We start from the raw sequence: 12,132 nt of genomic DNA on the forward strand, positions 1-12,132 counted from the left end.
CCCTCCTTTAATTATATAAGTATTTATTCAAGAACCGCTGCGTCCAGTCCGCGTCGATGCGGGCCAGGACGGCGTCTTCTGCCGGCAGGTCGTCGGCAAAGTGCTGCTGGAACTGCCCGTAGAGCTGGGCCAGGCCATTATTAAAGTCCACATAGGCCTGCTGGCCACTTTTTTCATCGACCAGGGACAGGCGCAGGGACCCGTCTTTAGCCGTGACGAAATGGCTTTCCGTGACGGTGAAGTCCTTTTCCTTTTCCCCGACCTGGGCCAGGGCCGCTGCCTTGGTCAGTTCCATCAGGCGGTCGTCGAGGCCGGCTTCAAAGATGGCGATTTTTTCCAGCAAATCGGCTTTCGTCCGAACCAGGCGCATGACATACCCCGCCGTGTCCACCATGGCCTTGAACTGGGCCTGGCCGTCGGCCATATCGCGGTCGGCGTTTTCCTGGTCCTTGGCGGTCGGCGCGTAGAAGACCATGAAATGGTGGTCCATGTCGTGATATAAAAAGCCGTAATCGACGTGGACGTCCGTCCCGCAGTGCGGGCAGTGATAGCAGAAAACCTCCTGCGACTTGACGCGGTCCTTCATATCCGGATCCAATTTCGTATTGATACTGTCCCATACGGTAAAGATACCGGCCTTCTGGCATTTCGGACAGGTAATGCCTACTTCATGATGCATACTCATGGCAGTGCCCCTTTCGTTTTTTCCTATTATACCATAGATTTCGTGGCTCGTGGCTAGTGGCTCGTGGCTCGCAAAGGCTCTCCTGATAGGAGAGCTGTCAGCGCAGCTGACTGAGAGGTTTCCCCAATCATGGCAGAAGCCTTCATGCAACAGCCCTTGTCGGCTGACATCTCTCTGCAAATATGATATATTAGAATCATCGATTCAAAGGAGGGATGCTCATGAAAAACGCGTACATCAAATTCATCCTGGCTGCTGTCATTTTCGGCACGAACGGCATCATTGCCAGCCAACTTCCCCTGTCGAGTTACGAAATCGTCCTGACCCGTACGGTCCTGGGCGGGTTATTCCTGCTTCTCCTGGCGACGGCCCGCCATGAATGGGGTAGCCTGCGCCACGTGACCCGGGCCTCCCTGGGCTGGCTGGTCCTGTCGGGCCTCTTCCTGGCCGGGAACTGGCTCTTCCTCTATGAAGCGTATCAGCAGATTGGCGTCAGCCTGGCCACCCTCATGTGCTACTGCGGTCCCATCCTGATCATGATCCTGTCGTACTTCGTCTTCCATGAACCCTTCACGGTCCCCAAGGTAAGTGCCATGGTCATCGTCACCATCGGCATCGTCTGTATCAACGGCGCCGACGTCCAGGCTCACGGCCTGTCGTGGGGCCTGGTCTGCGGTTTCCTGAGCGCCCTTTGCTTCGCCCTGCTCATCATCGCCATGAAAAAGGTCAGCGGCATCGGCGGCATCCTGTCCCCGGCGTGCCAGCTCCTGGTCGCAGCCGTCGTCGTCTCGGCCGTCACCCTGTCCATGCCGTCGGCACCGGTCAGCCTGAATATGAGCCACATCGCCTGCATGATCTGCCTGGGCGTCGTCAACACGGGCCTCGGCTACTACCTCTATTTCTCCGGCGTCCAGCGCCTGTCGGCCCAGAGCGTCTCCATCTGCGGCTATCTGGAACCCTTCACGGCCCTGGCCCTGTCAGCCCTCATCCTCAGGGAAAACCTGACGTCCCTGCAATGGCTGGGAGCGGCCTGCATCCTCGGTGGCGTCGCTCTCAGCGAACTCTGGCATCCCGGAAAAAAGGGATAAAAACTTCTGCAATTCTTCGGTCATGCTGTCCGGCCGATAAGCCAGGACGGCATATTCGGTAAAGTCATCGTCCAAGGAGATGACGCTCAGGCCGGGATAGACATCGCCTTCGGGCATGGGCAGGATGGCAAAGCCCTGGGACAGGCTGAGCAGCAGGAACTGTTCGGACAAACTATAGCACAGGCGGGATTCCTCAAAGGGCTGGCCGAAGACCTGGCCGCACGTCCGGCGCATCTTGACGACATAGTCCTGGCTGTTGGACTTGGTCAGGAAGGGCAGATGGGCGATGACTGCCCCCACCGTCCGATACTGGTCCAGCAAAGCCTGGGAGCAGATGAAGGACTGGCGGATGGCGAACAGGCGCTGGCATGTAAAAGGCAGGTCCATGGCCTGGGCATCGGAAAAGAGGAAGCCATCCAGGGCCCCGTTCCCCAGGCTTTCTCCCAAGGCCTCTATGTCATGGAAACTGAAATACATCTTACATTCGGGAAAATCTTCTTCAAAGCGGCGCAGCCATCGGGCTTCGATGTATTCCTGCATGGCAATGCCCAGGTAGAGGCCCTTCCGCTGTTTCAGCCGCAGCGAGCCGCGCAGGTCCTGGTATTCCTGACAGATTTTTTTCATGCCTTCATAGAAGCGCCGCCCTTCTGCCGTCAGCGAGACGCCGCGGTGTTCCCGGCAAAAGAGACGGCAGCCCAGTTCTTTTTCCAGCTGGGAAATATATTTCGTCATCGTCGTCTGGGCGATGTGACACTTCCGGGCGGCTTCGGTGAAATTGTTCAGCCGTGCCGCTTCCAGGAAGTATTGTATCTTCGCAAGGTCCATGATATCGCTCCTATCCATCACTTTTTTTCATGTCAATGGCCAAAGGTTTCATTAGTCAGACCCTGACAAGCATGATAAAATAAGGGCGTTTTAGAAAGGAGTCCGGCTAATGAGCTATTTTTCCATTGTCTTATCGCAAATCATCGGTTTCGTCATCTATCTCCTCATCGGCATGGTTGCCGTGCGTATGCACGTCCTGGACAGCCGTTCCCTTGGCGTGTTCTCGCAATTCATCACCAAGGTCTCCATGCCCCTGCTCTTGTTCACCAATACCCTCAACGGGGCAACGCGTCAGCAGTTCATCAGCGCCCTGCCGATCCTGGCCATTTCCCTGTTGATGTACTTCCTATTATACCTGCTCTGCCGCTTTTTGGCACGCCTCTTTGGCTTGAAAGGCAATGAAAATCACGTCTACCGGGCCTGCTCCATGTTCGGCAACATCGGCTTCATGGGTATTCCCATCATTGCAGCCCTCTTCCCGGAACAGGGTATGCTCTACATCGCCTTGTTCACGGTCATCGACCAGCTCCTGCTGTGGACGCTGGGTGTCAATCTGACGGCGCCGGTGGACCAGGAAAATACCATGTCCGTCATCAGCCGCCTAATGAAGATGATCAATCCGGCGACAATCGCCATCATCCTGTCCATCCTGGGCCTCTTCATCGGACTCCACCTGCCGGAACCCATCAATGCGGCCCTGACCAAAGCCGGACTCCTGACACCCCCCATGGCCCTGATTTACCTGGGCGGCCTGTTCTGCTACATCGACATCCCCCAGTACATCCGAAAGAAAGAAATCTATGGCGCCGTCGCCGTCAAGATGTGCCTCTTCCCGCTCGTCTTCTATGAAATCTGCCGATTCCTGCAGGTCCCTCATGACATAACCCTCACCATGAGTATCCTGCCGGCCCTGCCCAGTATGGCCGTCATCGTCATGCTGGCCCAGAACCAGCACTCAGACAGCAATTACGCCGCCGGCATGCTCCTGGTCACGACACTCTGCTCCATCATCACCATCCCCCTGGTCTGCCTGGGATTGGGATGAAAAAAGGGATTGCCGCACATGCGACAATCCCTTTTTTTGTAATCCTTTATTCGTAGGGGCCGTCCCAAAGGGCGGCCCGCATGAGAGCCATTACCAATCCAATTTCCCTGTAATGAGGTAGACTAACAATCCTTTTTCGGCGTGCCGTCTGTTTTCGGCTTCGTCGAGGATGGTTTCCAAGTGTTTTTCCATGACGTCCTGCGTGATTTCATAGCCCGGATGGATTGGCATATCGTGGAAGACCATGGTATCCGTGCCTTCCATGAGGGCAGCGTCGATCTGATAGGGCATCATCATGTTGATGATCTGGTTCTTCTTTTCGGCATAGTCCGGGTTGGTGAAAAATTCCATGTCGACCCAGGTGTCGGTATAGACGCAGTCCACATCGGCGACGACTTTCTTCAGCTCTTCTTTGGAGATATCCGTCGGCAATTCCTTATAATGACCCGTCGCCGTCAGTTTGTCGTAGAAGTCGGCCGGTACATTGGTGACCTGGCTGAACGGTGTCAGGCCGTACATCATGCCGCCCATCTTGGTGACGATTTCGCTGAGCGAATTGTACGTATTGTTCTTAGCGCCGATGTAGAGGACCTTGGCTTCGAAATGGCCCGTCTTTTCGTAGAGCGTCAGCATGTCGGCCAGGGCCTGCGTCGGGTGGAACGTATTGTCGCAGCCGTTGATGACCGGGACGGTGGCGTTCTTCATGAAGCCTTCCGTCGTTTCGGCTTTCTTGAACCGGCCCATGATGCAGTCGACGTTGCGGCAGACGTATTTGACTTCGCTCATGAGGTCGCCGATGGTGAAATTGCTGTCCTTCCACAGCTGATTATAGGCTTTGCCGCCTAATTCTTCCATGCCGATGGAAAAGGACAGGTACGTCCGGTTCGACGTCTTTTCAAAGAGCGTATACAATTTCTTGCCGTCCAGGATATGGCTGTAGTCATCCGGATGCTGTTTGATCTTTTCGGCCAGTAATAAAATGCCTTTCAATTCATCTGTTGTATAATCTACGAAGCTATTTGCATGTTTCATGTATATCCATCCTCCAATAAGTTAAGACCAGAACTTGTTCGATGGATATATCATAGCACAGCCGTATGAATATTGCAAGTATTTATGCAAACTTTTTCGTGTTTTTATACAGCTATAGAGGGCAAAAAAAAGGGCCGCACAGGCTGGCCGAAGCCGTCCCGTGAGCCCCTTAAAAGGTCTATTTTACTTTCCGATTAGCATTTAACTACGTTAGCTGCCTGCGGTCCGCGCGCACCTTCAACGATGTCGAATTCAACTTCCTGACCTTCGGTCAAGGATTTGAAGCCATCTTCCTGGATAGCGGAGAAGTGAACGAAAACGTCGCCGCCATCTTCTCTTTCGATGAAGCCATAACCTTTTTCTGCGCTAAACCATTTTACTTTACCGTGCATAACAAAATCCTCCTAAAAAAACAATTCCAGCTATCTTGTAGCTCTTCCGTTAGTGTAACATAACGGATTGACAATGTCAATCGAAACGGCGGACATAGTGGACGAAAGAAAAAGTATGGGGACACTGTCCATCGGCACGGTGCAATTCCCGCGTTTGTTCCGTCCAGGCGCTTCTATCCCAGTCCGGGAAAAAGGTGTCGGCGCCGTCGAAGGCTTCGTCGATTTCCGTCAGGTAGAGGCTGTCCGCCAGGGGCAGAAATTCCCGGTACATGGCAGCGCCGCCGATGACGAAGTAGTCTTCCCCATCGTTCATGGCCTGCTGCAGGGCTTCGACGCTATGGAAGACAGTGACCGCTTCATGGCGGACGTCATAATCTTTTTGATGGGTCAGGACCCAGTGCGGCCGGCCGGGCAAGACGCCGGGCAGGCTTTCAAAGGTCTTGCGTCCCATGATCATCGTATGGCCCATAGTGAGAGATTTAAAACGTTTTAAGTCAGCCGAAATATGGCACAAGAGGTCGTTATCCTTACCGATCCCGCCGCGCTTGTCGACGGCTGCAATGAGATGGAGCATCAGACGGCCACCTCCATGGGCAATTTTCCCAGGTGCTGGTAGTTATCGAGGGCGATGTCGTCGATGGTGAAATCATAGAAATCATGGACATCGGGATCGAGGACCAGTTTCGGCGCCGGGAAAGCCTGATCGCGGCGGGCCAGCTGGGTCTTCATGGCCTGGACGTGGTTCTCATAGACGTGGGCGTTGTTGATGACATGCGTGAACAGGCCCGGACGCAGGCCGACGGACTGGGCGATGAGATGGATGAGGACGGCGTACTGGGTCATGTTGAAGGGCACGCCCAGGCCCATGTCGCCGCTGCGCTGGATGAGCATGCAGTTCAGGCGCCCGTCGGTGACGTCCCACAAGGTCTGGTAGGCGCAGGGCTGGAGGGCCATGTCCGGCAGGTCTTCGATGTTCCACAGGGAAACGATCATGCGCCGGTTCTGGGGGTCCGTCTTCAGCATATCCAGGAGCTTGTCGACCTGTTTATACTTGCGGATCTGATAGCCATAGGCCTTGCCAATGGTGCCGTCGGGCCGCATCCATTCGTCCCAGACGTGGCAGTTCATCTTCTGCAGTTCCCGCACGTCGTTGCTCTGGAGCTGCCAGATCCAGAGGATTTCCTTGACGGCCGTCTTGAAGGCGACGAACTTCGTCGTCAAGATGGGAAATTCCTGTTCCAGATCGAACTGCATGATCTGGTGGGGCAGTTTATACGTCCGCACGCCCGTGCGGTTGTTGTCGAAATAGCCGTGGTCGAGGATATTTTCGACGATATTCAGATACTGTGTATCGGCAATACTCATGTATGTCACCTCAAAATCAATGGTTATCTATGTAAGACTGGATGGCGCCGACGAACTGGCGGCCATATTTGTGGAGCTTGAAGCTGCCTACGCCCTTGATCTGGCTCATGGCGTCCAGGCTGTCCGGCTTGAGGGCGGCCATGTCCCATAAGGTCGCATCGGAAAAGATGACGAACGGCGGGATGTGTTCGTCCTTGGCCAGTTCCAGGCGGACCGCCCGCAGCGTATCGAAAAGGGGCCGCAAGGCGTCTTCGTCGATGGCCCCGGCGCGGCGCTTCTGCTGGCGCTTGGGCAGTTCCGGCACGGGATCGGCGGCGACGACTTTCTGCTGGACAATGCGCCGGCTGCCGCTGAGGGCCTGCCGCCCGTCCGCCGTCAGGGAGACGACGGGGTATTTGCCATCGGACTGGTCGAGATAGCCGTCGTCGATGCACTGGCGGACCATGTCGCGGACTTCGGACAGCGTGAAGTCGCCGAGCATGCCGAAGGCCGAGTTGTTCTCGAAGCCATAACGGCGGACCTTGGCGTTCTGGCTGCCCTTGAGGATGTCGCAGACCATGGTCATGCCGAAGCGGCCCTTCAATTCGTCGACGCAGAGGCAGATGCTGCGGACCTGTTCGGTCATGTCTTCTTCGACCGTCTCCTGGTCACAGTTGCCGCATTTCTCGCAGCGCTGCCACGACGGATGCTCGCCGAAATAAGTCAGGATATAATGGCGCAGGCAGTGATTGCCTTCGCAGTAGCGGACCATGGCGTTGAGCAAGCGAAATTCGACGGCCTGCTGCTGCGGGTCGTGGACGGACTGCTCGATGAGGAACTTCTGGATCATGATGTCCTGGCGGCTGAAGAGGAGGATACATTCCCCCGGCGCGCCGTCGCGGCCGGCCCGGCCCGCTTCCTGGTAATAGCTTTCGATGTTCTTGGGCATCTGGTAGTGGATGACGTAGCGGACGTTGCTCTTGTCGATGCCCATGCCGAAGGCGTTGGTGGCGACGATGACCTGGAGCCGGTCGTAGGTGAAGGCGTCCTGCATGGTCCGGCGCACGTCGTCGCTCAGGCCGGCATGGTAGCGGCCGGCCCGGATGCCCCGCCGCGTCAGTTCTTCATAGACGCGGTCCACTTCCTTGCGCGTCGCCGCATAGATGATGCCGCTGTCTTCTTGATGCTGCTGGACGTAGGCCAGGGCAAAGTCGAGCTTTCGGTTCGTCCGGACGACGCGGAAATACAGGTTCGGCCGGTCGAAGCCGCCGATGAAGATGCGTTCCTTTTCCAGGCCCAGGAGGGTCATCATGTCCTCTTTGACCTTTTCCGTCGCCGTCGCCGTGAAGGCCCCGACGACAGGCCGCCTGGGCAGGGCAACTATCCAGTCCTTGATGGCGCAGTAGCTGGGCCGGAAATCATGGCCCCACTGGGATACGCAGTGGGCTTCATCAATGATGAACATGGAAATGGGCAGGCTCTGCATGAACGACGTAAAAAATTCATTCTCCAGACGTTCCGGTGAAATATAGACGAGCTTGACCCGGCCGGCGCGGATGGCGGCAAAACGGGCCTTGGCTTCTTCAAAAGTACACTGGCTGTTGATATACGTCGCCGGTATCTCCTGGTTGACCAGGCTGTCGACCTGGTCCTTCATGAGGGAAATGAGCGGCGAAATGACCAGGGTCACGCCGGGCATCATCAAGGCCGGCAGCTGGAAGCAGATCGACTTCCCGGCCCCGGTCGGCATGATGGCCAGGCAGTCCCGTCCTTCGAGGAGGGTCTGGATGACCTCGTGCTGGCCCGGCCGGAACGACGTATAGCCAAAATATTGTTTTAAAAGAGATTCAAGTTCCATCAAAATCATCAACCCATTTACGAAAGCAAACTTAATGCTCAAAAAGGAGCTGTCGTAAGCGACAGCTCCTTTATATCATATCATCTTTACCTTATTTTGCCAATTCTTCTTTCAAGACGTCGGCCAGGCGTTTGATGCCTTCGACGATGCGGTCTTCCGGCATGTTGGAGTAGTTCAGGCGGAAGTGGTTGGCATGGCCGCCGTGGGGGTAGAAAGGCCCGCCTGGCACGTAGGCAACGTTCTTGGCCAGGACTTTCGGCATGAGCTCTTTGGCGTCCATGCCTTCTGGCAGCGTTACCCACGTGAACAGACCGCCTTCAGGGTATGTAAAGGTGATGCCTTCAGGGAAATATTGCTTCATCGATTCGCACATGAGGTCGCGGCGTTTCTTGTAGAGGGCCTTGATCTTAGCGACGTGTTCATCGAGGTCGAACATGTCGATATAGTACGACGTCTGGCGCTGGCCGAAGGACGAAGCCTGGAGGTCGACGGCTTGTTTCAGCTTGACGACTTTGTCGATGATGACCGGATCGGCTACCATCCAGGCAATTCGCAGGCCCGGCATGAGAATCTTCGAGAACGAGCCGAGGAAGATGATGTTACCTTTCGTATCCATCGATTTCAGGGACGGGACCTTGTCGCCGTCATAGCGCAGTTCGCCATACGGGTCATCTTCGAGGACCGGGAAGTCATAGCGGTTGACGATGTCCATGAAAGCCTTGCGCCGTTCGACGGGCCAGGTAATACCTGTCGGGTTCTGAAATTCCGGGATGACGTACATCATGCGGACGCGGTCGCCGTATTTTGCCAGGATTTTTTCCAATTCTTCCGGGATGACGCCCTTTTCGTCCGTCGGCACTTCGACAAATTCCGGTTTGCAGAGTTTGAAGGCGTTGATGGCGCCGAGGTAGGTCGGGCTTTCGACGAGGACGACGTCGCCCGGGTTAATGAAGATCTGGGCCAGCATGGACAGGCCCTGCTGGGACCCAGACGTAATGGTGATGTTATCGATATTGCAGTCGACCATGAAAGCCTGTTTCATGCGGGCTGCAATCTGCTTGCGCAAGGGATCGTAGCCTTCGGTCGTGCCGTATTGCAAGGCTGCACGGCCATCTTTGGTCAAGATGGCATCGTCGACCTTTTTCAGTTGTTCCGTCGGGAAGAGTTCCGGTGCCGGCAGGCCGCCAGCAAAGGAAATAACTTCCGGCATGGTCGTCAGTTTCAAGAGTTCACGGATTTCAGAAGCTTTCAAATTCATGGCTAAATCGGAAAATTGCATATCAATCACTCCTTCAAGTTATATGAATCACGCGTTTATCTATGTCTATATAGTATCATCAAAATTACTTTTATGCAATTAAACGTTTGCGTTATCATTATGTTACATTTCGTACAAGCTTATAAATCAAATGTAAATAACGAGAATAACTGATAATGATAAATATCCAACTTAAAAAAAATTAAAGAATGACTGTAAAAATTTTTTAAAAAAATTTGCAAAAGAAAAGACGCCCTCGCGAGAGAGCGTCTCATTTCCTTTTATTTTAAATTATTTGCCGATTTTTTCTTTCAAAACTTCAGCCAGGCGTTTAATACCTTCGACGATGCGGTCTTCCGGCATGTTGGAGTAGTTCAGGCGGAAATGGTTGGCGTTGCCGCCGTTCGGGTAGAAAGCACCGCCCGGTACGTAAGCAACTTTCTTTTCGATGACTTCCGGCATCATAGCCTTGGCATCGAGGCCTTCCGGCAAGGTTACCCACGTGAACAGGCCGCCTTCCGGATAGGTGAAGGAAACGCCTTCGGGGAAGTATTTCTTCATGGAGTCGTACATGAGGGTGCGGCGTTTCCCATAGAGGTCGCGGATCTGTTTAACATGGGCATCGAGGTCGTACATATCGATGTAGTACGAAGCCTGGCGCTGGGCAAAGGACGACGTCTGCAAGTCGACGGTCTGCTTGAGCATGACGGCCTTTTCCAGGATGTCATGGGCAGCGACCATCCAGCCGATACGGAGGCCCGGCATGAAGATTTTCGAGAACGAGCCGAGGAAGATGACATTGCCCTGGGTATCGAGGGATTTCAACGTCGGCATCGTTTCGCCTTCATAGCGGAGTTCGCCATACGGGTCGTCTTCGATGATAGGGATATCATGTTTATTCATGATGTCCATAATAGCCTGGCGCCGTTCCAAGGGCCAGGTGATGCCCGTCGGGTTCTGGAATTCCGGGATGACATACATCAGGCGGACGCGGTCACCGTATTTTTCGATAGCGGCTTCCAAGGCTTCCGGAACCATGCCTTTGTCGTCCGTTTCGACTTCGACGAACTGCGGGAAATTGACAGCGAAAGCCGTCGTAGCGCCCATGTAGGTCGGGCTTTCGACGAGGACAATGTCGCCTTCGTTGAGGAAGAGCTGGCCCAAGAGGGACAGGCCCTGCTGGGAACCGGCGGTGATGATGATATCTTCATAAGTGCAGTCCGTATGGAAAGAGGTTTTCATGCGTTTGGCAATCTGTTTACGCAAGGGCACATAACCTTCCGTCGTGCTGTACTGCACGGCCTGACGACCTTCTTTTTTCAAGATTTCCACGTCGACTTTCATCATTTCGTCAATCGGGAAGAGTTCCGGTGCAGGAAGGCCACCGGCGAAGGAAATAATTTCCGGATTTTCCGTTACTTTCAAAATTTCACGGATATCCGATGCATGTAAACTCTTTGCTTCTTCAGAAAACTTTACCATAAAACTTCACTCCTATCTGTTCTCTTTCTTTTATGGCTTTTATACGGCGTAGCAAACATTCGTCGTAGTAATGATTATTATACCACGATACGGCCCATTAATCTACAAATTTTATGGAAATAGCAAAAAAAGGTGCTGTCTCATGAAGACAGCGCCTTTTTAAGTTTGAAGTTTTAAGTTTAACGTTAAACCTTTGCAAAGAACCGGCGCGTGGCGGCTTCGTCTTTCTTCATCTGGGCGACGAGGTCGTCGGCGCTGGCAAAGGTTTCTTCACCGCGGAGGCGCTTTCGGAAGCGCAGGCTCACTTCTTTGCCGTAGAGGTCGGCATCCCAGTCGAGGACGTGAGTCTCGATGCGGCGGTACTGGTTCTCGAAGGTCGGGTTATCGCCGATATTGGTCATGGCCGGGTGGCCTTCGCCGTCCCACCACAATTCCGTAATGTAGACGCCATCCGGAGGGATGGCCATGTTGATGGGGATGAGCATGTTGGCCGTAGCGAAGCCGATGGTCCTCCCCCGCCGGTCGCCGGGCACGATGGTACCGGTCAGGGCGAAAGGCCGGCCTAAGAGGTTCTCTGCTGTTTCCATGTGGCCCATCTGGATGAGCCGGCGGATGACGGTGCTGCTGATAGGCGTCGTCCGGCCCGGCCGTTCCAGCAGGGTCAGGGCGACGACGGGGATGTCATACTGGCTCATGAAGAACTTCATGGTCTCCGTATTGCCAGCCGCCTTGGCACCATAAGTGAAATTCGAACCGACGACGATAGCCGACGGATGGATATAGGTCAACAGGTTCTGGCAGAACTCTTCCGGCGATTCCTGCAAGAGGTGTTCGCTCATGGGCAGCAGGACCAGGCCGTCGATGCCGACGGCTTCGATATATTCCGCCTTCTGGCCGATCGTGGCCAGGCGCAGCGGTTCCTTATCCGGGCACAGTACCGACAGCGGATGGGCCGTAAAGGTGACGACCATGGTCTTCACACCGCAGGCAGCGGCCCGTTTGATAGCCGTCTTCATGACCATCTGGTGGCCCCGGTGGACGCCGTCAAAGGTCCCAAGGGCCACGACGGCTCCGGTAAAGCCGGTGATTTCCTGAAAGGAGTGGAATATTTCCATCGTTAGTT

The 12,132-nt window shown here is 54.6% G+C and carries 12 protein-coding genes; 2 read left to right on the forward strand and 10 right to left on the reverse strand.

Annotation, left to right across the window (positions count from 1 at the left end):
- Window positions 1-7 precede the first annotated feature (7 nt).
- The gene (locus tag C6362_RS00480) at window positions 8-679 is read right to left on the reverse strand and encodes a CpXC domain-containing protein (protein ID WP_255411301.1); all 672 of its coding nucleotides are present in this window, start codon (window positions 677-679) and stop codon (window positions 8-10) included.
- A gap of 227 nt (window positions 680-906) precedes the next feature.
- On the opposite strand from C6362_RS00480, the gene C6362_RS00485 reads away from it, so the two are divergent.
- On the forward strand, window positions 907-1,773 hold the full coding sequence (locus tag C6362_RS00485; RefSeq protein ID WP_014016368.1) for a DMT family transporter: 867 nt from the start codon (window positions 907-909) through the stop codon (window positions 1,771-1,773).
- On the opposite strand, the gene C6362_RS00490 is transcribed toward C6362_RS00485, so the two are convergent.
- Window positions 1,663-2,598 carry a LysR family transcriptional regulator gene (locus C6362_RS00490; RefSeq protein ID WP_014016367.1) on the reverse strand — a complete coding sequence of 312 codons (936 nt, stop codon included), beginning with the start codon at window positions 2,596-2,598 and terminating at the stop codon, window positions 1,663-1,665. The genes C6362_RS00485 and C6362_RS00490 overlap by 111 nt on opposite strands.
- Window positions 2,599-2,707: 109 nt before the next feature.
- Here C6362_RS00490 and C6362_RS00495 point away from each other — a divergent pair, with 109 nt between their 5' ends.
- A complete protein-coding gene (locus C6362_RS00495; protein WP_014016366.1) occupies window positions 2,708-3,643 on the forward strand; it encodes an AEC family transporter in 936 nt (311 codons plus the stop codon).
- Between the two features lie 90 nt (window positions 3,644-3,733).
- On the opposite strand, the gene C6362_RS00500 is transcribed toward C6362_RS00495, so the two are convergent.
- From C6362_RS00500 to C6362_RS00535, 8 genes are all read right to left on the reverse strand, one after another.
- Window positions 3,734-4,675 (reverse strand): Rossmann-fold NAD(P)-binding domain-containing protein, encoded by a 942-nt coding sequence (locus tag C6362_RS00500; RefSeq protein WP_014016365.1) that lies wholly within the window; start codon window positions 4,673-4,675, stop codon window positions 3,734-3,736.
- A 194-nt stretch (window positions 4,676-4,869) separates the two neighbouring features.
- Window positions 4,870-5,067, reverse strand: a complete 198-nt coding sequence (locus C6362_RS00505; RefSeq protein WP_014016364.1) for a cold shock domain-containing protein — start codon at window positions 5,065-5,067, stop codon at window positions 4,870-4,872.
- A 76-nt stretch (window positions 5,068-5,143) separates the two neighbouring features.
- Window positions 5,144-5,641, reverse strand: a complete 498-nt coding sequence (locus tag C6362_RS00510) for a dihydrofolate reductase (RefSeq protein ID WP_014016363.1) — start codon at window positions 5,639-5,641, stop codon at window positions 5,144-5,146.
- Window positions 5,641-6,432, reverse strand: coding sequence for a thymidylate synthase (locus tag C6362_RS00515; protein ID WP_014016362.1), 792 nt, complete (start codon window positions 6,430-6,432; stop codon window positions 5,641-5,643). The genes C6362_RS00510 and C6362_RS00515 overlap by 1 nt, the downstream gene beginning before the upstream one ends.
- A 16-nt stretch (window positions 6,433-6,448) precedes the next feature.
- A complete protein-coding gene (gene recQ, locus C6362_RS00520; RefSeq protein WP_014016361.1) occupies window positions 6,449-8,269 on the reverse strand; it encodes a DNA helicase RecQ in 1,821 nt (606 codons plus the stop codon).
- Between the two features lie 91 nt (window positions 8,270-8,360).
- Complete coding sequence (locus C6362_RS00525; RefSeq protein ID WP_014016360.1) at window positions 8,361-9,548, reverse strand: aminotransferase-like domain-containing protein; 1,188 nt, start codon at window positions 9,546-9,548, stop codon at window positions 8,361-8,363.
- 270 nt (window positions 9,549-9,818) lie between these two features.
- The gene (locus C6362_RS00530) at window positions 9,819-11,009 is read right to left on the reverse strand and encodes an aminotransferase-like domain-containing protein (RefSeq protein ID WP_014016359.1); all 1,191 of its coding nucleotides are present in this window, start codon (window positions 11,007-11,009) and stop codon (window positions 9,819-9,821) included.
- 185 nt (window positions 11,010-11,194) lie between these two features.
- Window positions 11,195-12,124 carry a bifunctional riboflavin kinase/FAD synthetase gene (locus tag C6362_RS00535; protein WP_014016358.1) on the reverse strand — a complete coding sequence of 310 codons (930 nt, stop codon included), beginning with the start codon at window positions 12,122-12,124 and terminating at the stop codon, window positions 11,195-11,197.
- Between the last annotated feature and the right edge of the window lie 8 nt (window positions 12,125-12,132).

It is taken from the genome of Megasphaera elsdenii DSM 20460, assembly GCF_003010495.1.
Taxonomy (GTDB): domain Bacteria; phylum Bacillota; class Negativicutes; order Veillonellales; family Megasphaeraceae; genus Megasphaera; species Megasphaera elsdenii.